The organism is Marinomonas algicola, from assembly GCF_014805825.1.
Classification (GTDB): Bacteria; Pseudomonadota; Gammaproteobacteria; order Pseudomonadales; family Marinomonadaceae; genus Marinomonas; species Marinomonas algicola.
On sequence record NZ_CP061941.1, the window covers coordinates 2,683,124 to 2,709,464 of the forward strand.

Annotated in this window: 25 protein-coding genes; 7 read left to right on the forward strand and 18 right to left on the reverse strand. The window is 42.8% G+C overall.

The window, feature by feature from the left end; translation table 11 throughout:
* Positions 1 to 69: 69 nt before the first annotated feature.
* Positions 70 to 510, reverse strand: a complete 441-nt coding sequence (locus IEZ33_RS12300; protein ID WP_191600345.1) for a DoxX family protein — start codon at positions 508 to 510, stop codon at positions 70 to 72.
* 162 nt (positions 511 to 672) lie between these two features.
* Here IEZ33_RS12300 and IEZ33_RS12305 point away from each other — a divergent pair, with 162 nt between their 5' ends.
* On the forward strand, positions 673 to 1,575 hold the full coding sequence (locus IEZ33_RS12305) for a LysR substrate-binding domain-containing protein (RefSeq protein ID WP_191600346.1): 903 nt from the start codon (positions 673 to 675) through the stop codon (positions 1,573 to 1,575).
* Positions 1,576 to 1,581: 6 nt separating this feature from the next.
* Here IEZ33_RS12305 and IEZ33_RS12310 read toward each other — a convergent pair whose 3' ends face one another.
* From IEZ33_RS12310 to IEZ33_RS12330, 5 genes are all read right to left on the reverse strand, one after another.
* A complete protein-coding gene (locus IEZ33_RS12310) occupies positions 1,582 to 2,166 on the reverse strand; it encodes a hypothetical protein (protein ID WP_240009701.1) in 585 nt (194 codons plus the stop codon).
* A gap of 124 nt (positions 2,167 to 2,290) precedes the next feature.
* Positions 2,291 to 3,493: an enoyl-ACP reductase FabV gene (gene fabV, locus IEZ33_RS12315; protein ID WP_191600348.1), complete on the reverse strand. Its 1,203-nt coding sequence runs from the start codon at positions 3,491 to 3,493 to the stop codon at positions 2,291 to 2,293.
* A 219-nt stretch (positions 3,494 to 3,712) separates the two neighbouring features.
* On the reverse strand, positions 3,713 to 4,384 hold the full coding sequence (locus IEZ33_RS12320) for a LutC/YkgG family protein (protein WP_191600349.1): 672 nt from the start codon (positions 4,382 to 4,384) through the stop codon (positions 3,713 to 3,715).
* Between the two features lie 16 nt (positions 4,385 to 4,400).
* Positions 4,401 to 5,816: a LutB/LldF family L-lactate oxidation iron-sulfur protein gene (locus IEZ33_RS12325; RefSeq protein ID WP_191600350.1), complete on the reverse strand. Its 1,416-nt coding sequence runs from the start codon at positions 5,814 to 5,816 to the stop codon at positions 4,401 to 4,403.
* Positions 5,816 to 6,661: a (Fe-S)-binding protein gene (locus IEZ33_RS12330; protein ID WP_191600351.1), complete on the reverse strand. Its 846-nt coding sequence runs from the start codon at positions 6,659 to 6,661 to the stop codon at positions 5,816 to 5,818. Before IEZ33_RS12330 ends, IEZ33_RS12325 begins: the two co-directional genes overlap by 1 nt.
* Positions 6,662 to 6,934: 273 nt before the next feature.
* Between IEZ33_RS12330 and IEZ33_RS12335 the strand changes: the two genes are divergently transcribed.
* From IEZ33_RS12335 to IEZ33_RS12350, 4 genes are all read left to right on the forward strand, one after another.
* A complete protein-coding gene (locus IEZ33_RS12335) occupies positions 6,935 to 7,696 on the forward strand; it encodes an FCD domain-containing protein (protein WP_191600352.1) in 762 nt (253 codons plus the stop codon).
* A 46-nt stretch (positions 7,697 to 7,742) separates the two neighbouring features.
* Entirely contained in the window at positions 7,743 to 8,990 is a 1,248-nt protein-coding gene (locus IEZ33_RS12340) for a glycosyltransferase (protein WP_240009526.1), read from the forward strand.
* 151 nt (positions 8,991 to 9,141) lie between these two features.
* Positions 9,142 to 9,354: a hypothetical protein gene (locus tag IEZ33_RS12345; RefSeq protein WP_191600353.1), complete on the forward strand. Its 213-nt coding sequence runs from the start codon at positions 9,142 to 9,144 to the stop codon at positions 9,352 to 9,354.
* Between the two features lie 377 nt (positions 9,355 to 9,731).
* On the forward strand, positions 9,732 to 10,646 hold the full coding sequence (locus IEZ33_RS12350; protein WP_191600354.1) for a homocysteine S-methyltransferase family protein: 915 nt from the start codon (positions 9,732 to 9,734) through the stop codon (positions 10,644 to 10,646).
* Positions 10,647 to 10,802: 156 nt separating this feature from the next.
* Here IEZ33_RS12350 and IEZ33_RS12355 read toward each other — a convergent pair whose 3' ends face one another.
* From IEZ33_RS12355 to IEZ33_RS12365, 3 genes are all read right to left on the reverse strand, one after another.
* A complete protein-coding gene (locus tag IEZ33_RS12355; RefSeq protein ID WP_191600355.1) occupies positions 10,803 to 11,831 on the reverse strand; it encodes an asparaginase in 1,029 nt (342 codons plus the stop codon).
* Positions 11,828 to 13,231 carry an aspartate ammonia-lyase gene (locus IEZ33_RS12360; protein ID WP_191600356.1) on the reverse strand — a complete coding sequence of 468 codons (1,404 nt, stop codon included), beginning with the start codon at positions 13,229 to 13,231 and terminating at the stop codon, positions 11,828 to 11,830. Before IEZ33_RS12360 ends, IEZ33_RS12355 begins: the two co-directional genes overlap by 4 nt.
* A gap of 96 nt (positions 13,232 to 13,327) precedes the next feature.
* Positions 13,328 to 13,495 (reverse strand): hypothetical protein, encoded by a 168-nt coding sequence (locus IEZ33_RS12365; RefSeq protein WP_191600357.1) that lies wholly within the window; start codon positions 13,493 to 13,495, stop codon positions 13,328 to 13,330.
* Between the two features lie 220 nt (positions 13,496 to 13,715).
* Between IEZ33_RS12365 and IEZ33_RS12370 the strand changes: the two genes are divergently transcribed.
* Both IEZ33_RS12370 and IEZ33_RS12375 read left to right on the forward strand, forming a co-directional pair.
* Complete coding sequence (locus tag IEZ33_RS12370; RefSeq protein WP_191600358.1) at positions 13,716 to 14,531, forward strand: helix-turn-helix domain-containing protein; 816 nt, start codon at positions 13,716 to 13,718, stop codon at positions 14,529 to 14,531.
* 265 nt (positions 14,532 to 14,796) lie between these two features.
* The gene (locus IEZ33_RS12375) at positions 14,797 to 15,909 is read left to right on the forward strand and encodes a succinylglutamate desuccinylase/aspartoacylase family protein (RefSeq protein WP_338040912.1); all 1,113 of its coding nucleotides are present in this window, start codon (positions 14,797 to 14,799) and stop codon (positions 15,907 to 15,909) included.
* Between the two features lie 100 nt (positions 15,910 to 16,009).
* Here IEZ33_RS12375 and IEZ33_RS12380 read toward each other — a convergent pair whose 3' ends face one another.
* The 9 genes from IEZ33_RS12380 to IEZ33_RS12420 all read right to left on the reverse strand — a co-directional run bounded on the left by IEZ33_RS12380 (position 16,010) and on the right by IEZ33_RS12420 (position 26,338).
* On the reverse strand, positions 16,010 to 17,479 hold the full coding sequence (locus IEZ33_RS12380) for an NAD-dependent succinate-semialdehyde dehydrogenase (protein ID WP_191600359.1): 1,470 nt from the start codon (positions 17,477 to 17,479) through the stop codon (positions 16,010 to 16,012).
* 87 nt (positions 17,480 to 17,566) lie between these two features.
* On the reverse strand, positions 17,567 to 18,724 hold the full coding sequence (locus tag IEZ33_RS12385) for an iron-containing alcohol dehydrogenase (RefSeq protein ID WP_191600360.1): 1,158 nt from the start codon (positions 18,722 to 18,724) through the stop codon (positions 17,567 to 17,569).
* 10 nt (positions 18,725 to 18,734) lie between these two features.
* Complete coding sequence (locus IEZ33_RS12390) at positions 18,735 to 19,391, reverse strand: ATP-binding cassette domain-containing protein (protein ID WP_191600361.1); 657 nt, start codon at positions 19,389 to 19,391, stop codon at positions 18,735 to 18,737.
* Complete coding sequence (locus tag IEZ33_RS12395) at positions 19,384 to 20,181, reverse strand: ABC transporter ATP-binding protein (RefSeq protein WP_191600362.1); 798 nt, start codon at positions 20,179 to 20,181, stop codon at positions 19,384 to 19,386. Before IEZ33_RS12395 ends, IEZ33_RS12390 begins: the two co-directional genes overlap by 8 nt.
* A complete protein-coding gene (locus IEZ33_RS12400; RefSeq protein WP_191600363.1) occupies positions 20,178 to 21,125 on the reverse strand; it encodes a branched-chain amino acid ABC transporter permease in 948 nt (315 codons plus the stop codon). Before IEZ33_RS12400 ends, IEZ33_RS12395 begins: the two co-directional genes overlap by 4 nt.
* Positions 21,125 to 22,021 (reverse strand): branched-chain amino acid ABC transporter permease, encoded by an 897-nt coding sequence (locus IEZ33_RS12405; protein WP_191600364.1) that lies wholly within the window; start codon positions 22,019 to 22,021, stop codon positions 21,125 to 21,127. Before IEZ33_RS12405 ends, IEZ33_RS12400 begins: the two co-directional genes overlap by 1 nt.
* Before the next feature lie 128 nt (positions 22,022 to 22,149).
* Entirely contained in the window at positions 22,150 to 23,427 is a 1,278-nt protein-coding gene (locus IEZ33_RS12410) for an ABC transporter substrate-binding protein (RefSeq protein ID WP_191600365.1), read from the reverse strand.
* A 236-nt stretch (positions 23,428 to 23,663) separates the two neighbouring features.
* On the reverse strand, positions 23,664 to 24,953 hold the full coding sequence (locus tag IEZ33_RS12415) for an ABC transporter substrate-binding protein (RefSeq protein ID WP_206696850.1): 1,290 nt from the start codon (positions 24,951 to 24,953) through the stop codon (positions 23,664 to 23,666).
* The gene (locus tag IEZ33_RS12420; RefSeq protein ID WP_191600366.1) at positions 24,950 to 26,338 is read right to left on the reverse strand and encodes a sigma-54-dependent transcriptional regulator; all 1,389 of its coding nucleotides are present in this window, start codon (positions 26,336 to 26,338) and stop codon (positions 24,950 to 24,952) included. The genes IEZ33_RS12415 and IEZ33_RS12420 overlap by 4 nt, the downstream gene beginning before the upstream one ends.
* Positions 26,339 to 26,341 lie beyond the last annotated feature (3 nt).

Here is a 26,341-nt window from a genome sequence, read left to right on the forward strand (position 1 = left end):
CTCCCCAAAAAAGTAAATTAAATTAAAAAAACGTCTATAACCAAAACAGAGACACAGTCATAATAATCGCTATTTGTTGCTTAACACCGCATCAATAGAAAACTTACCGCCACCTTGGAAAACCAACGCCACACTCATGGCGAATAAAGCCAGTGCAAACTCATAGCCATTATTGGACATGAATAAACCGTTACTAATGTGCACTGTCAAGATTGCAACCACCATAGTAGCCGCCAACGCTAAAGCAGCAGGTCGAGTAAATAGTCCTATAATAAGTAAAAGACCACCAAAAAATTCTGTACTACCAGCCAGTAAAGCCATCAAATAACCTGGTGCCATACCAATGGACTCCATCCACTGCCCTGTACCTTCAAGACCATAACCACCAAACCAAGCGAATAACTTTTGAGCACCATGAGCAAAGAAAATAATTCCGGCAATTAAGCGTAATGGTAAAGCCGATAAGGTATTTTGTGTTTTCATAACATTCATTAAAATTGATGCGTTCATAAGGTCACTCCAAGAACAAATTGTTCTAATTAATTTAAGATGTGCCCATTGTAGTTATTGTATAAATTTTTAATAAGCGCTATTTTTAGATGGAATCGTTCAAAAAAATTGAACAATTAATTTCTTTATTATAAGTCGTGCCATCACCCTGAAGTATTCATTATGAACACATCGTTGCTCACACTTGAGTCATTACTGGTTTTAGATGCTATCGAAAGAAGAGGCAGCTTCGCAGCCGCGGCTGAACAACTAAATAAAGTACCCTCGGCTTTATCATACATAGTCCAAAAACTGGAAGAACAATTAGGTGTCACCTTGTTTGTAAGACAGGGCAGACGCTCCGTTTTAACACCGGCGGGTCAGCACTTACTCGAAGAAGGAAGAAAAGTACTCTCAGCGGTCAGCAAAATTACTGAACAAACACAAACCATTGCCCATGGATGGGAACCGAAGATTAGAATTGCTATTGATTCTATTTTGGACAATAAAAAAATATTTGATGTCATTGCGGATTTTTTATACGAACATCCTTCGATTGAGATCGATATAACCGAAGAAGTTATGAACGGCACTTGGGAATCACTTATCGATGACGAAGTCGACTTAGTCATTGGCGCGCCAGAGCCAACGCCTAACCAGCAAGGGCTTCGTACAGTCAAAATAGAGACTCTTAACCTATTACTGGTCGTAAAAGCCAACCACCCAATATTGCAATATGAGCAACCATTAGGTAAAAACGATTTGCGTCAATTTAGAACAATAGTGGTACATGACTCTGTCAAAGGAGAAATTCCTCGCTCAAGTAATTTAATCGAAGACAGTCAGCACTTCTTTGTCTCGTCTGTTAACCAAAAAATAGACGCCGTACTTGCAGGGATAGGAATGGGTTTTCTCCCCGAAAATCGCATTCAACCCTACTTAGACAGTAAGCAATTTGTGTCTTTAGATTTCCCCGAGGCTGTTAAGACGTGCGATTTATTTATGGCTTGGAAAACAATAAATCATGGGAAAGGCTTGAAAAATTTAAGCGAGCGATTAGAAAAGATATTCCTCAGCACTCAGTAGATAAGATCAACCACCAATCAATCTTTCTAACATAGCTTCGTCAGAGTTATCATTTTGAGTGTCAGCCTCGCCTGTACCAAACACTTGCACACCAGGAATATTTTCTGGAATAAAGCCATCGTCTTTTAGTTGGTCTTTTTGGTTTGCAGCTTGGTCTTTTTCCAACTTATCCAGTTGATCTCCGAAAACACCCACTTCTGGCATTAACTGCAATCGCTTCGCCTGTATTTCGGCAGGAATATTGCCTGTAAACAACACGGTAAAAGGGGCTTCTTCCGTTCTTCGGTTCACTTCGCTGTAAATTTCATGTTCACGCTCTGCAATGGCAGACATTTCAAGATAAGAACGACTGTTCTCTTTAGCGCCAATAATCACATTAGGCCCTAAAGCAAATTCTTTCTTTTTTTCTGCAGGGACAATACCGACTTCAGGAGGAGAAGAAAAGACTATTTGATGTTTGCCTCTAATCACCTCGTTACCATAGATAACATCAATATCTCTTATCTGAATTTCTTGAGAAAAAGCACTGGATAGATTGGATACACCGATCAAAAGACAGAAGATCAACCCCGCCTTTTCTTTTAAAAACATCAAAACCAAAGACCTCATCACAGCAATACTCAATAAAACACTCATAGAATAGTAGGTGATCTTTAATCAATAAAAAAGGAGTAAGCGGACACCACTTACTCCTTTTTTTGTAGCGTAATGTTAATTAAAGTGAAATCACATTAAAGTCTACTTCAGGACTCACATCCGCTTCGTAGTCCACACCTTCAACACCAAACCCAAAGAGCTTCAAAAACTCATCCTTGTACAGTTGGTAATCCGTCATTTCAAAAAGATTTTCTGAGGTTACTTGAGGCCACAAATCACGGCATGCCGCTTGAATGTCTTCACGTAACTCTAAGTCATCCAGACGCAAACGATTAGACTCATCCGTTAATGATTCCGGGGTTAAGCCATTGTAAAGACGCTCAGAGAACATACGGTAAACTTGCTCCATACAACCTTCATGAACACCTTGCTGACGCATGATTTTAAAAACCATCGCAAGATACAAAGGCATGACAGGAATCGCTGAAGAGGCTTGAGTCACTACAGACTTCAAGACGGCCACATTTGCACCACCACCGGTTTGAGACAACTGGGCATTAATTGCTGTCGCGGCACGATCCAAATCTTCTTTCGCTTTACCCAGTGCGCCGTGCCAATAAATTGGCCAAGTTATATCTGAACCTATGTAAGAATAGGCAACCGTTCGAGCACCTTCGGCCAACACCCCGGCTGATTGCAGAGCATCCATCCAAAGCTCCCAATCTTGACCACCCATTACCACTTTAGTGGCTTCAATTTCTTCTTCTGTTGCGGGTTCGATTTCCGCATCGATAATAACATTTTTATTCGTATCGATCGCGGTAGAACGGTAGGCCTCACCAATAGGCTTTAATACAGAACGAACCACTTCGCCTGTATCCGGCAATTTACGGACTGGCGATGCCAAAGAATAAACGACCATGTCGATTTGACCAAGATCAGCTTTGATCAACTCAATGACTTTTTCACGCGCTTCATTTGAGAAAGCATCACCATTAATGCTTTTCGCATAAAGACCCGCTTCGTGTGCGTATTTCTCAAATGCGGCGGCATTGTACCAACCCGCCGTGCCAGTTTTCTTTTCCGTTGCAGGCTTTTCAAAGAACACACCTAAAGTGGCCGCACCAGATCCAAAAGCCGCCGCAATTCGTGAAGACAAACCATATCCACTTGAAGAGCCAATAACGAGTACTTTTTTAGGGCCGTCTTTAATCTGACCTTTTTGTTTCGTCAGCTCAATCTGTTCTTTCACATTTAAATCGCATCCAGTTGGGTGCGTCGTCGTACAAATAAAACCTCTGATTTTAGGCTGTATTATCATAAAAAATCTCTCGCATTTTGTGTAGTAGATGCCATACCTGAACAGAAAATAACCGACAAACACTTTCAAGTAAGCACTTCAGATGAGAATAATACAATAGTGAAAGTAAGATGTCTCAATTTGTCGTTTCAGAACAGAGTAAAGACATCTGACAGGACAATCAATTCAAAGCCGGGGATACAATAAACGCTGTCCAATGACCTTAACTGGCGATGTGCCCTATTCTTCCGATTCTTCCTCTACTAAAACCACCACTAACTCTTTTGGTCCATGCACACCATACGCTAGGGTTTGCTCAATATCCGCCGTTTTAGAAGGTCCAGAAATAAGCAAAGCATTGGTCGGCATACCCTCTGACCATTTTTGGTGACGTAAGAAATGCCAAAAGGTCGGCTGTATCTGACTTTCGTACAAAATAGCAATGTGAATCGGTGGTACCAGAGACATAAGACGAGGCTCGGATACACTTGGCCACAATACTAAAGTACCGGTTTCGGCTATCCCACCCAAGGTTGATGTAATCGACGCCTCAATGTCGTTAAACAACTCACTTTTCCAGTTTTCGATCGCTTCATCATAAAGCCGAGTTTCGTCAAGAAACGCATCAAAAGACTGTATGTAAGGACTTTCTGGTGACAGCAGCAATCGTTTAATGTTTTTTTCTCGAAGTACGGCTTGAACCGTTTCATCCAGCTTGCCTTGGGAAGTACGAATAACCTCACCTTTAACCTTAGATATCATGCTTTCAAGTTGCTGACTCAATGGCCGGTGACCTTGATAGTCTCTGTGCATTACTTTAAAGCTAGGACGTTCTGGAATGGTATCACCATTACTTATTCTTATTGCTGAAGCCTGTTGTAGTGCATTTAAGATGGCATCACGAGCACTCATAGATCACCTCTTTTTTTCATTTTTTTGCGCGCGCATTCATCTGTTGATGAAAGGTTTTTTTGGCTAATTTAGGTAAGGTTCTTGTATTCGTCCAAGGCGATAACGTACCGGGTTGCAAAAAACGCAACCTCGACAAAGTGGTTGTCATCAATCGATAACGAGTGCCTCCTTGATGCCACCAACGCCACATAGACCAAATAACGGGCTCCATCCCTCGACGTTTAACGCCCGCTCCTTTTACATTGCTGCTCTGTGCATTCGGATGATTCGCCTCTTCCCTTAAACGAACTAATAAATCAGGAATGGGAATTTTAACAGGGCACACTTCAGCACAGGCACCACACAAGCTGGAGGCCGTGGGTAATGATTGGGTTTCATCCAGACCTTCTAAATGCGGCATTAAAATCTTACCGATCGGCCCAGGGTAAGTAAAACCATAAGCATGCCCGCCTATACGGGTGTAGACAGGACAGTGGTTCATACAAGCCGCACAACGTATACAGCGTAAGGTATCAAGCAACTCATCATCTTGATACATCTGTGTTCTACCATGATCAAGTAGCACTAAATGCACAGACTCTGGACCATCAAGTTCATCTTCTTTCCTAGGCCCTGAAATCATATTAAAATACGTTGTGATTGGCTGCCCTGTCGCGCTGCGGGTCAATAAACTTAATAATGGTGCTGTATCTTCAAGCTTCTCTACTACTTTTTCGATTCCCATTATAGCAATATGCGTTTTTGGCACGGTCGTAGTGAGTCGTCCATTTCCTTCATTCTCGACAAGACATAAGGTCCCCGTCTCAGCAACGGCAAAGTTCACTCCAGACAAACCGATGTCTGCTTCCATAAAATTTTGACGTAATTGAAGCCTTGCTTGTTCCGTCATATAAAGCGCATCCTCTTTGCGCTCTATACCGGTTTTTTCATGCAATAAATCAGCAATTTCCGCTGTATTCTTATGAATGGCGGGCATCACGATATGAGAAGGCGTTTCTTTGGCTAATTGAACAATGTACTCACCAAGATCTGACTCAAGACATTCAACGCCGATTTGCTCCATTTTATCGTTCAAGTGAATCTCTTCTGAGACCATAGACTTACCTTTAATGATCTTAGTGGCTTTCTCTTTTAAGGTAATGGATTGAATGATATCAACGGCTTCTGTCGGCGTTTGTGCCCAATGCACTTGAACACCTTTTTGGATTAACTTCGTTTCTAGTTCGACCAATAATTCAGGTAACTTCACTAGAGAATTTTGTCTTACTTGAGCGCCTAATATTCTTAATGCTTCTAATTGAGTTTTGTCGTCAAAAGCAAGATCGCGTTTTTCCATCAAGCCATTCATAGCCGATAAAAAATTAGCTCGAAGTTTCTTATCTTTTACAGCGGCTTCGCTGCGCTCTTGAAAAGGGTCTGTTGTTGTATTCATTACTCACTACCTCCCTCAATAAGCCCTACTCTTCGAGCCACAAAACTTAATAAATGCTCCCCACTTCTCAACGTTAAAGCGCTCTTATCTTTTTCGGCTGCGCCTTTAATATTCATTAAGCAACCGCAATCAGAGCTTAAAAAAGTATCCGCTTTGGTATTCGACAAATGATCCAATTTGTCTTTCACCATAGCATTGGAAATCTCAGGATGCCTTACCGAAAAAGCCCCTCCAAAGCCACAACATTCCGTCACTTTTTCTGGCTCAACCAAATTCACATTTTTTAGCTGCTTCAGCAATGCTTTACCTGAGTCGGTTGTTTTCATTTCGCGTCGACTGCTACATGACGTATGTAGGGCAATCTTAGTCTGCTCACCCTGATCCACTAAAGGTAAATCACACACATGCACCAAAAAATCGGTGAGTTCATAAATTCGCTCAGAGAATTCCTGGGCTTGTTGGTCGTATTCCGTGCCCTCAAACAATCTAGGGTAATGCATTTTCATCATGCCTCCACATGACCCTGAAGGTACAACAATGGGATACTCTTCATTAAAAAGAGACATCTGAGCCAGCGCAACCGACCTTGCTTCCTCCTTGTAACCCGATGTATAGGCGGGCTGCCCGCAGCAAGTTTGGTCTTGTGGAAACAATACCTCTACTCCCGCATGCTCTAATAAAAGCACCCCCGACATGCCTGCCTCTGGGTAAAACAAATCCACCAAACACGTACCAAAAACATACACTTTTTTTGGTTTGGATGGATACAATTTTAATGGACTCGATAGATCATCAGAAAGCGAATCAACTAGCGAATCATCTGGAATAAAATGATGGACAGGCATGGTATTTCCTCAAATGCAAAACCTCATTATTCAGTCAACAAGCCAATAACAGAGAAGTCACATTGACAGTCAAAATGAGATTGATTTTTATAATTATGTATATTGGTAATACCAGTATTACCAATATTTCTTTTATTTTAGACATGCCATGATCATAAAATCAACCAAAGACTTAATTTACGGAGGAAAAAGTATAATAAGGCTGTTTTTTAATTGAAAAAAATGGTCTTACCAATTACGATTTCAGTATTCATTTTAGATACAGGCTTCACTATGTCACGCTCACTTCCCTCACAAGGAAAACTCTCTGACCTTATTACCAAAGAGTTAGAAACCATGATGATAGAAGGATTACTTAAACCAGGAGACAGGCTACCACCAGAAAGAGAATTAGCAGAACGCTTCGATGTTTCCCGACCCTCCTTAAGAGAAGCCATTCAAAACCTTAAAGCAAAAGGCATGGTGGTCAGTAGACAAGGTGGCGGCAACTACATCAGTGAGGATTTAGGCAGTGAACTACGTGACCCTCTCTTACAAGCCATGTCAACTCATCCAGAATTCCGTTATGATTTACTCGAATTCAGAGACGCAATGGAAGGTATTTCAACCTACTATGCGGCGATTCGTAGTACAGATGAAGATAAAGAAAAGCTAACGAATGCCTATAATGAACTGATTAATGCAAACCAAGAAAAGAACCCAGCGCTTGAAGCGAAGCTTGATGCCGCCTTTCATTTAACCATAGCCGAATGCGCTCATAACGCGGTCATGTTGCATACCATGCGCGCTCTATTTCAAATGCTTGCGCAAAGCATTGCGGCCAATTTAGATTATTTATTTCAACACGCTGAAGCTCGTGGCAAAGTAATGGAACAGCATACCGCCATTTATCAAGCCATTATGGAGAGCGACCCTCAAGCCGCTAAAAATGCGATTCATAGTCATTTGTCTTATGTTGAGGATATCTTGCTCGAAGTCAGTCGACTTGAATCACGAAGACAAAGGGCCCTTAAGCAAGCCAATCTTCTTCGATAACTCATATAAAGTCGGTTTATTTTTTATTTTATTAAAAGAGTCCATTGTGAATATTCTAGTAATCGGCTACGTATGGCCAGAACCTAACTCTTCTGCGGCAGGTAGCCGTATGATGCAATTATTAACCAGTTTTAGAGATCAACATTGGAATGTCACTTTTGCCAGCCCAGCGCAACAGTCCGACCATATGGCCAACCTTGATGAACTTGATATTCAATCTGTCTCCATTGAGTTGAACAACAGCAGTTTCGATGAATTCATTCAAAATTTGGTCCCAGATGCTGTCATGTTTGACCGTTTTATGATGGAAGAGCAATTTGGTTGGCGAGTGGAAAAACACGCCCCAGATGCATTGCGCTTACTGAATACAGAAGATTTGCATAGCCTACGCCAAGCGAGGCATCACGCCGTAAAACAAAACAAAGAGTTTGATATTTTAGACATGCACAACCAACATACGGTTAGAGAAATAGCCTCTATTTTTCGTAGCGACCTAACCTTAATGATTTCAGATAAAGAAGTAGAGCTTTTAAAAACGCACTTTCACGTCCCTGAGACACAACTCTATGTGCTTCCTTTCATGCTAACTCTGGAAAAGGATGTCGAACGACAACAATCCACTCCCTTTGAGTCTAGAAAAAATTTCATCAGTATAGGAAATTTTCGCCATGCTCCTAATTGGGATGCGGTATTACAACTCAAAACTGAAATCTGGCCGCTCATTAGAAAATCCTTACCTCAAGCAGAAATGCATATCTACGGTGCTTACCCGCCACCAAAAGCCACCCAATTGCACAATCCAAAACAAGGCTTCCATATAAAGGGTTGGGCTGAAAACGCCAAAAGCGTCGTCCAACAAGCAAGAGTATTACTTGCCCCACTTCGGTTTGGAGCAGGTATAAAAGGTAAACTTGTCGAAGCAATGGAAATGGGAACCCCCAGTATCACTACCATTATTGGTGCCGAAGCCATGCACAATCATCTTCCCTGGAATGGAAAAATAGTAGACGATCCAATGGTGTTTGCAGAAGAAGCCATCGCGCTTTACCAAAACAAAGCGCAGTGGGTAACCTATCAACAAAATGGCTATACTATTCTTGATGAAAAATTCGACAGAAAGACATTAGAACCTGCATTTATAAAGAAGTTAATGCAACATAAAAAGGAATTGGTCGCCATGAGAAAACAGCATTTTATGAGCATGATGTTGCGCCACCATAGCCTTAAAAGCACCCAATATATGTCTCAATGGATCGAAGCAAAAAATAAAAACATTATCCACGAAACAGAATGAATTATTCTTGCCTAATGTTGAGAAAAGCAAATAGATTAGTTTTTCTCAACTATATGCACAATATAAGTCGTTTGTCTTAATGCCCTTAGATTCTTATTATACACCTACTGAAAGAAACAACGAAAACCCAAAAAAATCTAGGAGCTCCATCATGAAAACTCAAAAAACGCTTATCGAATTATTAGACAACATTGACTCAAGCTATATGTCAGAAATCGAAAAAATCGAAATGGCTGCTCGTGCTCAACGCGCTGAAGCAATCAGTAACTCAATTGTTAGCATCGCTCGTTCGATCAAACAATTTGCTATGAACACAAGAAACACTCTTGCACAACAAGAAGCACCAAAAGGTCATCAAGCCTAAGTATTCAGCTTAAGCAATAAAGAAGGGTACAGCGAGATTTTCTTTAGAGTTCATCATTAGAAAATGACTTGCTTTACCACTAGGGCAAAAGCGCAAGAATAAGAATATCAACGCGCGCCTCCCTCCCCTATACACACTCCTTGTAATACTAACCTCATAAAATCAAACAGCGAAAAAAACAGTAGACTTTCCTCTCGTTAGCGTTATTCACACGCTTCATCCTAAGATTCCTTCACAATTCTAATTATCAGAACACATATTCTTAAACATCTCATCCAGCACCCATTTCACTGGAACATAATTCAAATAAAACCCATTGAATACTTTTCAAATACCTATAAAATCGTCGCATATTTTTAAGACTGTAAGGACGTAATATGACTTCTCTAACCATTTTAGACGGCGGCATGGGTCGTGAACTCGCTCGGCTTGGAGCGCCCTTCAAACAGCCAGAATGGTCAGCTCTTGCCATGATGGAAGCACCATTAACGGTCAAAGAAATACATAAATCCTATATCAACAGCGGTTCTCAAGTTATTACCACAAACAGTTACTCACTGGTTCCTTTTCATATTGGTGAAGATGTATTTAAAGAGAGAGGCCGTGAGCTCACTACTCTTTCTGGCAAAGTTGCCCGTGAAGCCGTTGATGAGTGTCATTCTGAAGCAAAAGTCGCCGGATCCTTAGCACCTCTATTTGGTTCATATCGCGCTGACTTATATCAACCTGGCCGTGTAAAAGAGCTAGCCGTTCCGTTAATTGAATCTCTCAACCCTTATGTAGACCTATGGCTATCTGAAACACAAAGCGTGATTGATGAAGTAACACGAGTAAAAGCATTGGTTGATACCATTGACCTTGAGAAAAAACCATTCTGGGTTTCTTTTACTTTAGAAGACTCAGAGCCAACAGAAGTCCCCATCCTTCGTTCTGGAGAAACGGTTACCGAAGCGGTGAAGGCAATGCATGCCATTGGTGTGGATGCCATTCTTTTTAATTGCAGCCAACCTGAAATCATTGGGGAAGCGATCGTATTAACTAAAGCAACACTTTCTGCATTAGGCAATGATGCCATTCAAATTGGTGCTTATGCGAATGCCTTCCCTCCTCAACCGAAGAATGCAACAGCAAACGAGGGCTTAGATGAGCTCAGAAAAGACTTAACACCTCCAGATTATTTAACATGGGTCAAACAGTGGCATGATGATGGAGCGAGTCTCATTGGGGGCTGTTGTGGCATTGGTCCAGAACACATTGAAGCCATTACAGAATATAAAGCGAGCCTAAAATAACCTCATTGGTTCTGGATAAACCAAAGCACTATTCGCAAGCACAAAAATAGCAAGTACAACAAAATGCCATTAGTTAGGAATATAATGGCATTTTGTTGCGTTATACATAAGATCACCTAGCCTACGCATGACGTAGCAACAAGCCTATCCTAATAACTATTCAGTAAATTCACCGCAGTAATTTATAGACCATTTATCCTGTATACCTTGATAAGTTTCTCCTTTTGCAAGTAACCAATGTAATTTGCAAAACGCCGCTTCTAAGGTCATGTCTTTTCCACTCATGACATGCAATGCGTTTAACACAGAGCCCGTTGCATAAGCTCCTTGCGTGACACCACCATGTAAACATTGACTCAGATTAACCACATTTTTCTTTCGATTTACGGCCTCAGCGATAAAGGCTAAAAAAGAAGGCATTTGATCAGGAATATTACCGGCCCCATACGTTAATAAAATAATCGCTTGGCAAGATTCATCCTCTAATAATGACTGATACAAGGTACTTGGCTGACTTGGATGAATGATTAAAACCGCCACAGCACCGGCGTTAAAACAGCCCATTTGTTTCTCAAATTGATTATAATGCGCGTTTTTAACGAATGGCAGCATGCGCTTTGGATACAGTTGTACATTAATAGATAACTCCCCTAGTAGATCATAATTAGGGGTTTGAAAGGCATCAAAACGGCCGCTACTGATTTTCTGAATACGATTCCCCCGCATTAATTTTCCATCGAAAACCAAGCTAACATCCGTAATACGATGATACGTTGCCAAAGACAAAGCGGCTTGCAAATTATCAGTGGCATCACTTCTGTTCATTCCTAATGGGATTTGAGACCCCGTCAAAAGGACATTTTTCCGACAAGCTCCCAACATAAAAGACAACGCAGAGGCTGTATAAGCCATGGTATCCGTCCCATGCAATACGATAAAGCCTTCGTACTCTTGCCAATGAGTTGACAAGGTATGCATAAGCTTAGTCCAATGATCTGGCGTAATATTCGCACTGTCAATTAAGGGAGAAAGTTCTAGCACCTCAAAGCTAGGCAGTGTCACTAAGCTTTCACCCATGGCTTTTTCAATACGCTCTTGTAATCCAGAAGCGGGAGCAAGACCCTTTTCAGTTTGTACCATACCTATGGTACCACCTGTATAAATGATGAGTATTTGAGCGCTCATATAACCACCTTACTGGGTGACAACATAGATTCTGGACTCAATAACAGATTAAGCTGTTCTTCAGATAGCAACTGCTCCTCAATAATCAGAGCCTTAACTGTGTTTCCCGTATGCAATGCCGTATTCGCAATGCGTGACGCATTGGAATAACCAATATAAGGGACCAGAGCCGTAATAATACCAATGCTATTCTCAAGATGCGCAGCACAAACAGCTTCGTTTGCGGTAATCCCCTGAACACAACGATGCTCCAACATACGGCATGCTTCTTTAAGCATTTTTAACGAGTTAAGCAGGTTATAAATAATCATTGGCTCCATTGCATTAAGCTGCAGCTGTCCCGCTTCGGCGGCTAAAGTCACCGCAAGGTCTGACGCGATAACTTGATACGCTGTCTGGTTCATGGCTTCAGGAATAACGGGGTTGACTTTGCCAGGCATGATCGAAGAACCCGGTTGCATTGCTGGTAAATTGATTTCACCTAAACCCGTTCTGGGCCCACTCGAAAGCAAACGTAAGTCATTACTCATTTTGCTTAATTTGATCGCTAAACGTTTCAATATTCCAGAGAAGAAAACAAAAGCCCCCATGTCCGAAGTGGCCTCCACTAAGTTTGTTGCTGGTGTTAACGGTTTCATGGAAATGATGGCTAGTTTTTCAACCACTCGCTTAGCATAACCTTCTGGCGTGTTAATACCTGTGCCAATGGCCGTACCACCAAGATTCACCTCACAAAGTAATGCGCACGCCTCACTGATACGCTCAATGTCTTCACCAAGCGTTACCGCAAATGCATCAAACTCTTGGCCTAACGTCATAGGTACGGCATCTTGTAATTGAGTACGTCCCATTTTCACAATATGAGAAAATTCTCTCGCTTTCCCTTCCAACGCCTTTTTTAGAGACGCCAGACTTGGTACAAAGAGATCCGCGGCAAACTGAATAGCAAGACACGCCGCCGTTGGGTAAGCATCATTGGTCGACTGTGAACGGTTAACATCATCATTGGGGTGTAGGTATTGATACTCTCCTTTTTCATGCCCCAACTTTGTGAGCGCGATATTCGCAATGACTTCATTGGCATTCATATTCGTCGAGGTACCCGCACCGCCTTGAATAACGTCTACGATAAATTGCTCATGATGTTGACCCTCAACCAAATCTAGACAAGCAGACACAATGGCATCGGCCTTTTCGTCTGTTAACAATTTCAATTCTTGGTTGGTTCTTGCTACCGCGGCTTTTACCATCGCAAGTGCTTTGATTAACTCCGGAAAATGAGAGATCGGCACGCCAGTAATAGAAAAATTCTGTGCGGCACGTTGTGTCTGGATGCCATAAAAAGCATCCGCGGGGACGTCCATATTCCCCAGTAAATCGTATTCAGAACGAGTTTTCATAATAGCGTTACCTAGGGCCTCATCATAGGGTGGATAAGGCGTTTAACAAGTGGCGTTGATTTTTATCTTCGTTTGGCAAAGACGTGTGATCTCAGTTCAGATCGGAGCAACGGTCAACCTCAAATAAGGAGTCGGCTGACCTTTATTGCGTTGATCTTCAGACCCTTTCATAACCTGTTTGGTCATCTTGAACACTGGAGATAGAGCAAATACATTCGCTAACGCTAACGGCCTTATACACATGTCAGTCAAAAGAGATAACATAGATAACGCCTAGTATTAGATTGATTGTTACGATTGAACTTTGATCTGATCGTCTGATGACATATTTAACCGAAATAGACGCATGAAAGGGAGTTCGTAAATCGACTCTAGGAGATGCTATATAAAGCTAAATTAGCATCATATAGCATCAATCTTTAATGTTTATTTGTTTCGTTATTGGCTACACTTGTGAAGACATTAAGACAAAGAGTAAACCGCTATGACGGAAGATTTTTCTGCGAATCTAAGATTACTGTGCAGTTACTATAAATCCGTTGCTGAAGTGTGCCGACGATTAAATATCAATCGAGCCCAATTCAACCGCTACCTTAATGAAACGACGGTACCCACTAGGAGTACACTTCGACGTATTGGTGATTTCTTCGGCGTTGAAACGAATGAAATTATGCTACCACACGCACAGTTCGTTCGGCTTGTTCAAGCACGACCTATTCGATCACAGGAAGATCAGCCTAGCGTTACGCCTGAACAACTTGCCTTTAATGATCTTAGTCAAGTAGGCCAACAAGGCCTGGTTCGGTATTGGGGATATTATTTTGAATACTATTTATCCATGGCCTGCCCCGGAAAAATTTTGCGAACCTTGGTAAACATAGAGTCACAAGGAGACAAAACCTATTACCGTCGTATTGAAAGACTAAATACCTCGCTTAGTAAAAAATCTTTTCATGGCATTTACAGTGGCGCGGTTCAGTTGTTATCCGACCGTTTATTCTTAATAGACTACGAGAGTTTAACTCATGTTGAAATGACACAAACAATCCTTTACCCCTCTTTTCGCAATCGAGTGGAGCTGCTAACGGGCCTTCGGCTTGGCGTCTCCGGTCGAGGAGAACGTGTACCTTGCTGTGTCAGAGTGGTTTATGAATATTTGGGGAAAAGTATAAATAAAAAGAAAGTCATTACTCAATGCGGTTTATATGATATCGATAGTGAAGACATTGCCGAAGAGATACGCCATTCCATCATAAACGACATACAAGCAGGTGATTGGCACTTTAAAGCAAGGGTTTAATGCGGTTACGTCATCAAACCGAGAAAAGAGCTCACTATTCTAGAGTATTCGATTCACAGACCGTCTTAGAGGTAATATTTAGGTATTCTCATTCCAGTTTCGAGTGTATAAATACCTTGTTACACAATGAGGTAAAATGCGTTCGTCTAATGATAGTCCTATGCCATTAAAGTGAAGGGCATGAATCATTAAATAGAGCCCAGTTTAAACAGATTCTTAGGCATTTCTAAGACAAACGAATAAAAGCGATAGAGCTCACCAAATCATGCCATTAACAACGATTGAGAATACACCCTCTAACGAGGAATCGGATAAAGCCAATGACACCAAGACAAAAGGTAACAGAGAAATGAATGAACTCGTCATTGCTGGAGTCAGCATCAAGACGGGTGAAATAAAAAAAATTGAGCTGCCGATGCCGCCTCTCTACACAGATACGCATATGTCAATCCCTGTGTATGTTCATCGAGGCAAAAAGCCCGGCCCTTGTCTTTTTGTCAGTGCCGCTATCCATGGTGATGAGCTTAATGGCATAGAAATTGTCAGTCGATTGATCAGCAGCAAATCCATTAAATCCTTACGCGGCACCTTAATTGCTGTACCAATGGTTAACGTATACGGCGTTTTGAATCAAAGCCGGTATTTACCCGACCGACGAGATCTCAATAGAAGCTTTCCAGGCAGTAAAAAAGGTTCACTAGCAGGACGAATTGCCAATATTTTCCTAACGGAAATCGTCTCAAAATGTGATTATGGTATTGATCTGCATACCGGCGCCATTCATCGTAGTAATTTACCTCAAATACGCGCTGATTTAGACGACCCAATAACACTAGAGCTCGCAAAAGCCTTTGGTTTACCCGTATTACTGAATTCAGACATACGAGAGGGATCACTGCGCCAAGCCAGCGCCGACTTTGGCACCAAGGTGCTGTTGTATGAAGCAGGGCAAGCATTGCGCTACGATGAGTTCTCCATTCAAGTTGGTGTGAAAGGCATTATCAACGTTATGCGGCAAATTGGCATGCTGAATAAACGCAAAACCAAAGGCCACTCCATTGAACCTTTCATCGCTCGTCAAAGTGGTTGGGTTCGAGCCAGCGAAAGCGGCTTTGTGAACCACCTAGCAAAACTCGGAGATCATGTGGCAAAAGGAGCACCTCTCGCCTATATAAATGATCCTTACGGCCTGACACTAGCCACCATATACAGTCCTTCAGAAGGCATTGTCATTGGCAAACAAAATATTCCTTTAGCTCAAGAAGGAGAAGCCATGTACCACATCGCGTATTTTAAGGCGCCTGATTCTGTCGCTGAGCATGTGGAGTTTCTTCAAGACAATCTGATGCTGGACGAAAACAACTTGGACCTAGATTAATGGTTAGAAGGGTTAATCGTTGAATACATAAAAAGTTAGCCATGGGGCAACTTTTCAATATCTTAGCTCCCAGCGACCTTTCGCTGGGAGCGTCTGACTCTTAGCGCATACCACCAAGGCAAAGATATTTAAGTTCCATATATTCATCTAGGCCATAGCGGGATCCTTCACGCCCTAAACCACTCTCCTTAATACCGCCAAAGGGCGCTACTTCGGTCGATATAATCCCCTCATTTATACCAATCATACCGGCTTCAAGAGCTTCTGCGACATGCCATACACGATGAATATCATTGCTATAAAAATAAGCAGAAAGACCAAATTCCGAATCGTTGGCCATAGCAATAGCCTCTTCTTCAGTTTCAAACCTAAATAACGGAGCTACCGGACCAAATGTTTCCTCCTTCGCAATTAACATATCCTGATTTACTTCAGTAAGGATGGTTGGTTCGAAAAAAGTACCGCCTAGCGCATGCGCCTGACCACCTAAACCAACTTTAGCACCTTTAGATAAAGCATCAGCTATGTGTCGTCTTACTTTTTCAAGCGCTGCTGGATTTATCAAAGGTCCTTGATGAGTTTCGCCCTCAAGTCCATCACCAACAACCATTTTACTCACTGCAGTCTTCAGCTTTTCGACGAAGACATCGTAAACACCAGACTGTACATATACACGATTCGCACAAACACAGGTCTGCCCCGTATTACGGTACTTGGAAGCCATTAATCCAGAGACAGCCGCATCAAGATCCGCATCATCAAAAACAATAAATGGAGCGTTTCCACCCAATTCTAAACTGACTTTTTTAACCGTATCGCTCGCCTGACGCATCAAAAGCTTACCGACCGGTGTGGAACCAGTAAAAGATACTTTTCGTACAATAGAATTACCTGTTAACTCACCACCAACCGCCACAGCATTGGATTTTGAACAGGTAACAACATTAACAAGTCCTGCAGGAACACCCGCTCGCTCCGCCAAGGCGGTAATTGCAAGTGCAGATAGCGGTGTATCTTCCGCTGGCTTAACAACAACAGAACAGCCAGCGGCTAGAGCTGGCGCGATCTTTCTAGTAATCATGGCTATTGGAAAGTTCCATGGGGTAATGGCAGCAACAACGCCCACAGGCTGTTTAATAACAACAATACGCTTATCCTTACCAGGACCAGGAATAACATCGCCATAAGCCCGTTTGGCTTCTTCGGCAAACCACTCGATGAAACTCGCGCCGTAAGCAACTTCTCCGCGTGACTCGGCAAGAGGCTTACCCTGTTCTGCTGTCATAAGTCGCGCTAAATCTTCTTGATTATCCATAATAAGTTGAAACCATTTACGCAGTATATTGGCCCGATCCTTAGCAAGCATGGAGCGCCAGGATGGCAAAGCCTTATCTGCCGCTTCGATAGCTAAACAAGTATCGGTTCCATCCATGTCGGGAACACTGATTAAATGCTCACCGTTAGCTGGGTTAATAACATCAAACGTCTTGCCAGAAATCGCTTTCACCCATTGCCCACTGATATAAGCTCGATCGCGTAACAGTGCTGAATTTTTTAATTCAATAGACATAATTTACCTCAGTATAAAATAGTCGTAGCCGAACAAAAACGGCTTCGTCCTAAAGAAAAAGTGAAGGTCCACAAAGGGGCCTTGGCTTTAAAAAACGGCTCGATATATTGCCAGTATGTCTTCTTCAGCTAACTCTTTTGGATTATTTACTAATAACCTAATCTGCTTCATCGCTTCGGACGCCAGGGTAGGAAGATCCGACTCACTTATCCCAACCTCTCTTAGAGTTTGCTCTAGTCCTAAATCTAAGCTCAATGCCTGAAGGCAATTTATGAATTCGTCCACTCTGTTCGCCTCTGGAACCGACACCAGTCTGGGAAAAACATCCAATGCTAAGGTGGCATATTCATCTCCACAAACACTGGCGTTAAATCGCATAACCTGAGGAAGCACCAGCGCATTCGAAAGACCATGCGGCACATGGAAAATACCACCAATAGGGTAAGCTAAGGCATGCACTCCCGCTACTGGCGAGTTAGCAAACGCTTGTCCTGCAAGCATCGCCCCTAACAGCATATTAGACCTTGCCTGAATATTTGTTCCATCTTTTACAGCAGTCTCTATATTTGCCCCTAAAAGTCGTAGCGCTTCTCGGGCAATAGCACGAGAGACTGGATTATTATTCGCCGATGCAGATGTGTAGCTTTCAATAGCATGAACCATCGCATCAATGCCCGTTGCAGCGGTTATCAATGCGGGTAAACCTAAAGTTAACTCCGCATCTAACAGTGCAATATCTGGGAGAAGTTGATGCGTTACAACCCCCTTCTTCTCAGACTCACCAACAGTAATAATCGAAATAGGAGTAACCTCAGATCCAGTACCTGCTGTTGTCGGAATTTGGATTAACGGAAGCCGCTTTGCTTTAGATTGATCGACACCGTAAACGTCCTCTAGATTTTCCTCACCACCAATCAGCAGAGCTACTAGCTTCGCTACATCCATTGAAGAGCCTCCACCAAAGCCGATAACACCATCGATATTTGCAGTCTTAGCTTGCACAATTGCAGCCTCAACGATCGATGAAGACGGGTCTGCTACAACATCGCTAAAGACGCAATAATCGACACCAGCCTCACTTAACGAGTCAGTAGCTGAGCTAAGTAAACCGGCTTTAATTAGCCCCAAATCGGTAACTAACATTACCTTCTTACCAATATGTTCGTGTACGATGGCACCGAGACGTTTAATTGAGCCCGGTTCACAAATGACGCTTTTAGTCGTATTGAAAGTAAATGCTTTCATGAGTTTACTCCTAGGTCCAAGAAGCGAGCGGCTTAACACTGCCACGCTCGATCTGAAACGCCTTATCGATAAGGTCCGCTGAATGAGACTGGTCTGATTCAGAAAGCAACACTGTCAATCCTTCATCTTTTAATGCACTTAAAACACTGGCGAGGCGTCTTGAAAGAGCAGGAGCGACACCTTCAAAGGGCTCATCAAGCAGCAATAAATTAGTGCCTGTCATCATGGCTCTAGCTAAGGCGACTAACTTTTGCTGACCTCCAGATAGCTGTAAAGCGCGGCGTTCTGAAAATGCCTCAACTTCTGGCATCATTTCATAGATCCAAGCAAGCCGAGCCTCGGAATTTTTTAGATGACAGGCCCAAGCTGGTGCCAATATGTTTTCTTCAACCGTCAAATCAGGAACTAAGCGGCGATCTTCAGGCATGTAACCTATAGATAGACTAGCGCGCTCGAATGAACCCTGTTTTACCATATCTTTACCATTAATTATTACCTGTCCTGACTTAGGTTTTAGTAACCCCATGATCGAACGCAGCGAGGTTGTTTTGCCCGCACCATTACGACCAATTAAGCCAACCATTGAGCCTTTCTCAACTGAAAAGCTAACATCCCTAAGAATCGTAGTTCCCGCTATCTCCGTAGTAACATTTTTTAGTTCAAGCATCTCTAGACTCCTGATTATTTGAGGGCATTTGATTACTTAAATCAAGATGATGGCCTACCACTAACGCCTGAACTTTAGGGTCTGATAAAACCTTATGGGTAGGGCCATCAGCGAGTACACGACCATCGTAGAAAGCGAGCACTCGATCGGCATATCGCAAAACAACTTCCATATCATGCTCTACAAAAAGAGTAGCCGCCCCACTCTTACGCACGGCCGTCATCACCGTATCCATCAAAATAAATTTATCCTCGACAGCCACACCGGATGTCGGCTCATCTAGCAACATCAGACTAGGACTCGACAACATGGCCATTGCGATATCAAGCAATTTACGAACACCCTGAGGAAGCGTTGATACAACCTCGTCAGCGTATTTTTCAATGTCATATTCACGTAGAACCTCAATTGCTTTTTCAATTTTTTCAGTCGATCTTAAAGGCTTTAAAAAGCTCAGTTTACGATCAACAGAGAAACCAAATGCAATCAACATATTGTCTAAGACTGTCAGCCCTTGAAATAGTTGGGCAACTTGGAAAGAGCGTCCGACACCAGCCAGCGACACCTCCCGAGTTGACTTTCCAACGATAGATTTTCCCCTCACTAGGATATCGCCACTAGAAGGCTGAATGTATCCAGTTACCATATTTATAAATGTGGTTTTTCCCGCACCATTGGAACCAATAACGCCAACGATTTCGCCACTATTGAGCTCAACATTGATATCAGTGGCCGCCGTAACGGCGCCAAAGCTTCTTTCGAGATTTACGGTTTTTAATAAAGCACTCATATCGTTTTCCTCGCTTTCTTCTTGAACCGCTCTACTAAAGACCAAAGGCCTGAAGGTAAGAACACAATGATAGCCAACAAAACAACACCAAGAATCATTTGCCAAGTATAAGGAGACACTGCAAACGCATAGGTACGAAGGGACTCAAATAGAACAGAACCAATTAATGGCGCAGCTACATGCCCAGTCCCTCCCATTAGAGCAATGAATACAAACTCACCAGAAGTTGTCCAATAGGCCATTTCAGGGTCAACATGACCACTTACGAGCGCGGTAATCGCCCCTCCCATCGAAGCTAATCCCGCTGCTATTAAATACTTAACGTAAATCACCTTAAAAACAGATCCGCCTAAATATTCGAGGCGAATCTCATTTTCGCGAACAGCTTCTCCGCCATATCCGGAGAGTGAGTTAAGATAACGCCAAGCCATAATACCAAGGGTAAAAACCAGAAATATCGCTACTCCTATGACTAAATTAGAAGCACCGTCTGGTCCTGGATTCCAGCCTAGTAAGCTCGGATTTGCTACATTAAAACCATCCGTTGAACCTAGCACTTGATTACGCACCAGTAATCCATACAGAATCATGGAAAACGCCAAAGAAAACATGGCAAAGAAAATTTCTCTATAACGACATAGTAACAAACCTATCATCGCAGCAATTAGAACACCTATCACCACCGCCGCCAGCAATATCAGTACAATATCAGTTATTCCTACAAACTGAGTCAGTACACCTGCGACATAAGCGCCCACGCAGTAATAAAGCCCTTGACCGAAGGATACTAAACCCGCTCTCATCAACAGAACCAAGCCAAGTACAACCAAACCTTTACCCATAGCGATGGTCACTAAATATGACATCCATTGAGGCAAAAGAAGACAAACAACAAGAGTGGTGATACCAAGAATTAGTAGTAATGCTTTAGATCTTGTTCTCATCAGATTTTCCTCGCACTAGCAATGGCAAATAAACCTTGTGGACGAAATGCTAGGACCAACCCCATCACCGCATATATCACGAACAATTCAAGTTCTGGATATAGATGCACGGCTGAAGCACGCGCCATACCAACGATCAATGCCCCAACCAAAGCCCCAGTGATGCTACCCAAACCACCAATGACGACGACAGCAAAGGCCAGAACGATCACCTGAATACCAATACCCGGTACAACAGATAAAGCGGGAGCCGTAAGAGCGCCAGCTAATGTGCCTATGCTTGCACCAATTAGAAAAGTTATGGCAAAGATTTTAGAGACGTTTATTCCTAATGCACCGGCTATTTCACGGTCATGAATAACGACTCTAAGTAACTTCCCGTTACGTGTTCGGTTAAGACCATACCAAAGAACAAGACCAATCAAGACACTTACGCCGATCAATAAAAAGTCGTAGTTCGCGAAAGAAAGACCGATGAATGATGACCTACCTAAAAGCATGTAGGGCTGAAATGCAAAATAAGGCTCAACACCAAAAATGAGCTTTATAGAGTCTTCCATAATCAATAGAATGGCATAGGTTACGAGAACCATAACAACTTCATCTCGGCCATACATAAAGCGAAGAAAACCTCTCTCTACAATGAAACCAACAACTACACCGACTGCTAATGCCGTACCAATCAAAACAAAAAAACTTAACCAAGGCGCCGAGCCAGTAGAAAAGTACCAGCCAACCATGGCCGCTCCTGAATAAGCGCCTAACGCATAGAAACTTCCGTGGGACATGTTAAGAATGCGCATCACTCCGAAAATCAGAGTGAGACCCGCAGAAATTAAAAATAGCCAGGACGCATAAACCGAGCCATCCACTAGGATTGCAATAAATTGTGTCATCTGAATATTTCCGATACTTTGCTTAACCCTTGATAATAAAGGTCAAAGCAGGGATGAGAGACCATTAGACAAATTCACTGAAGGCCTTTACAACTACCTCCAGTGAATTTCACACTTGGATGAGACTATCAGTCACAAGTAGCGCCAGGAAATCCTGACTGGATCCAAGTAACGGTATCCGTACCATCAGGCGGGTTAACACAGTCTGCGGAATAGCGAGCTATGTCAGTGAAGGTAATTCCACTATCGCCCTGCTTAACACGACCATAAACCATTTCAGTAGCCGCTTGGTGACCCTCACCTCGGCTCATAGCCACCTTCCCACCAGGACCTTCAAACTCCAAGTATTCAAACGCTTCAATAACTTGCTCAGTCGAAGCGCCTATACCAGCTTTATCTTGAGCAAGTTTGAGACCGATTAGAGCATGTGCCATATGGTATGCAGGAAAGGTAGGAGGTGTACCGAAACGTTTAGTGAACTCAGATTGGAACCAAGTATTTAGTTCACTTTCAGGTGCAAACGGGCCGAAAGGACCACGAGCGCCAATGATGGTTCCATCAGGCAGATATTTTCCTAAGCTGTTCAACGCAGTTTCACCAGCTGTAAAAATTAACTGGTTATCCTCTAGCAAACCACGAGCCGCGGCTTGCAGAACGAAAGCATCGGTGTCACCACCCCAAAACGAGGTATGTATAACATCAGCTGAGTTAACTTGTAATGCTGAAATTTCAGTGCTGTATTGTCCAGCAAAAAGTTTAGGGAATTGCTCGGTTGTAATCTCGATCTCATCATTACGTAAAACTTTTAGCGTTTCAGTGAAATCACGCCAACTATCATGACCCCAAGAATAATTCTGATTGATTCCTGAAACTGAAGTTAGCTCAGGCACATTATCGATAACATATCGTGCAGCCGCGATGTTATCCATACTTGCCGTAGAATGAGTTCGGAATACATATTTATAATCCGCTTCTTCGAAAACACGTGGCGTTCCACAATCGAAAAGGACGGTCAGCATCTTAAGCTCCTCAGCAACTGGCGGAATCGCTAGACAGTCTCCTGAAGAGATATAACCGACAACTGCGTCAACCTGATCACGCTGAGCTAGATTACGAAACTCTGAGGTTTGCTTAGTAGCACCGCCAGCTTCGTCTACAAATACTGGTGCTATCATGCGACCGTCAATACCTATACCTTCAAACGTTCCTGGTAAGGTACCTTCATTCAACGCATCTATTATCAGATCCGCCGCGTTTTTAGCAGGAATTCCGAACGGGCCGGATGCACCGCCTGATAAAAAGGTGACTAGACCCAATTTATATTCTTCGGCAGCGTGTACATTTAGACTTAATCCGCCTGTTGCCATTGCACAAGCTACGGTTGCAGCGAGCAGAGAATGTTTCATTTTGGTTCTCCAAGTTATTGTTATTATGCTTTTGGACGGACAACCAGCTTTCATGGTTTCTGGTGCCCTACCGACGATCACTCAATCGTAGGTAGCTTTACTAAGCAGAACTCGTACCAAAATGATATTTTTTTTAAACAACTGATTTTAAACAAATAATTTTATTTAAAAAGAGAACGGCAAAAAAAATGAGCGATTTCCGCTCATTTAAATAAACATCACTGAGCGAAAGGCGCTCAGTTTCTTCTACTTGTCTCTCCCTCCAGTTGGTCTGGGTAATAAATATGCCAGTTACCGAGCATCACTTTTGCTGGAGGGTACCTGTCATCAAGGACCGTTTCACCAATGGCCATAACTTGTCGAATCTGATGGGAGTTTGCATCCATTGAAGATTGAAATCCTTCAGGATCCTCAGGGACTGTTAGTCCAAGCTCTTCAAATGCCTTTATAATAGCGCCAGAGTTCCGATGGTTAGTACCGACTTTTTTTAAGACCTCCGAAATAGCAACAATCCCTGTGAAGGCCCCTTGTGCTCCTGATGATGGGAAATATCCAGCTTCACGGTGAAACTCTTCGACAAACCACTGGTTAAACTCAGTATCAGGCCAATTATTATGATGCCGCGACGACAAGAGAAGTCCGAGAGGCATTTTACTGCCTAGCTCTGCAAAAATTTCGTAATCCCCCCCCTTCTCGAAATTAGCAAAACGTGATTTTTCGAACAATTCAGTGTCCGTCGCTTGAGTTACAAATGCGACAAAATCACCTCCCCAAAGGCTATTCAGTACGATATCTGGCTTCTGCCTGATCAATTCATTGATATAACGACTGTAATCAGGCTCACTGAGCCTTGGCCAAAGAACGCCTATTATCTCATACGCTACACCTAATCGATCCAATGCTTCTCTAAAATCAGCCCAGACTTGATACCCATATTCATAATCAGGACCAACATACGATATCCGTAGAGGTTTTTCCGCCAAGTGATCGGAAAAATAGTCTTGGATAAATAGAGCGCCTGCCGTCATTGACTGTCTTGTGTCATTAGTGACCCTAAAATAGCGATCATGTAAAAATTCGCCCGTTAATCTCGAAGAAGCATGATCCGTCCCGACAAAAAACACACCGGCAGACTTTGCTATCGAGGAGACTTCAATCGCGACGGATGAATTGACAACGCCACATAAAAAGCTAGCCCCTTCCACGTCGATAAAACGCTTAGCCAGAGCGGTAGCATTGGATAGTTTTGACTTGGTATCACCAATAAGAACTCGCAAACGAGGTCTGTCTGACGACAGTTGTGTTTCAAGGTACTTCATCGCAAGGCGAACACCCAAAACTGAATCACGCCCTAATACACCAGCACGACCTGACATAGGAAAAAGACAGCCAATAGTAGTGTCAGATTCGCTTTTAGATAGCCCTAACTCCTGCGCATTCAGTGTTTTAAAAGGCGTAAGTAACGTAAAAGCACCTATGACAGCAAATGCAAAAAACGGCCACCAAATTGTTCCTCGTTTAATCAACAATCCTCTCCTGTAAGTCCTAGTTTTTGCATCCGACGTTTTAGTGCATGCCTCGAAATACCTAAAGAACTTGCGGCTTCACCTTTACGTCCTCTGAACTGAAGAAGGGCTTCACGAATACATTCAGCCTCACGTTTATACATTTCGTTAGCCAGCGAACTATCGTTTTTAACTTCGTCAGGTTTAATATAAGACACGGTTGAAACCGATGTCCCACTTAAGCTAGCAATTTCAGGAGGCAGGTGCGTAGGTAAAATGGTTTCTCCCGCATGCAGAATGGTTAACCGCTCTATTGTATTTCTAAGCTCCCTTATATTTCCAGGCCACCGATATTCATTAAAAAGAGTGAGTGTTTCAGGTGGAATCATTATGGGGCTACCCCCTTCCTGCAGAGTCAAGTCAATGACAAACTCATCAACTAGTTGAGGGATATCTTCTTTACGCTCTGCCAAACAGGGAATATTCAGTGGCATAACGTTTAATCGGTAGAAAAGATCCTCGCGGAAGGTTCCTGATAAGGCTTCAGCATGAAGATCTCGGTTACTAGCGGCAATGACCCTTATATCAGCCTCTATCTCGGCTTGCCCTCCAACCGACCGAAACCGATGAGTCTCCAGAAAAGTGAGCAGTTTAGCCTGTAGGGGTAAGGGCAACTCACCAATTTCATCTAAAAACAAAGTTCCGCCATTTGCTAACTCAACTAAACCTGTGCGTCTCTTATCCGCACCGGTATAAGCCCCTTTTTCCGCACCGAATAACTCCGCCTCCAACAGGTTTTCAGGCAAAGAAGCACAATTTAAAGCAACAAAGGGCGCACTCTTATCTTTCACGCCATGAAGAGCCTTGGCTATTAACGTCTTGCCACTTCCAGAGGGACCTTGTAGTAGGATTGTACGTGCTGAGCTTTTACCAACCCGTTCTACCTGTTGAAGCAAGGTTTTCATGGCATCACTTGTACCAATTAAACCATGTGTATTTACTTCCTGCCCCCTGCGGTAAGCCACTTCCTCACTCAACTGCCGGTGTTTATGATTTCGTTGAATAAGTAGAATTAACTCATCAAGGTCAAATGGTTTAGTAATATAGTCCTGAGCCCCCTTTTTAACAGCCTCCACCGCGGCGCGAGTATCTCCATGAGCTGAAATCATGATAGTAGTTGGCGGTGACGTCATTACTTTAATAGCATCAAGAATATCGAAACCCGATTGGTCCGGTAGCTTGAGATCCAGAAGCACTAGATCGGGTGTTTTAGTTTCAATGGCAACTAATCCGTCCTTCCCAGTATACGCCGCGTCAACTGTCATTCCTTCTTCTTCTAGTGAGAAAACTAAACTATTAACAAGATTTTTTTCATCATCAATAATAAGAACATTAGGCATACGCATAAA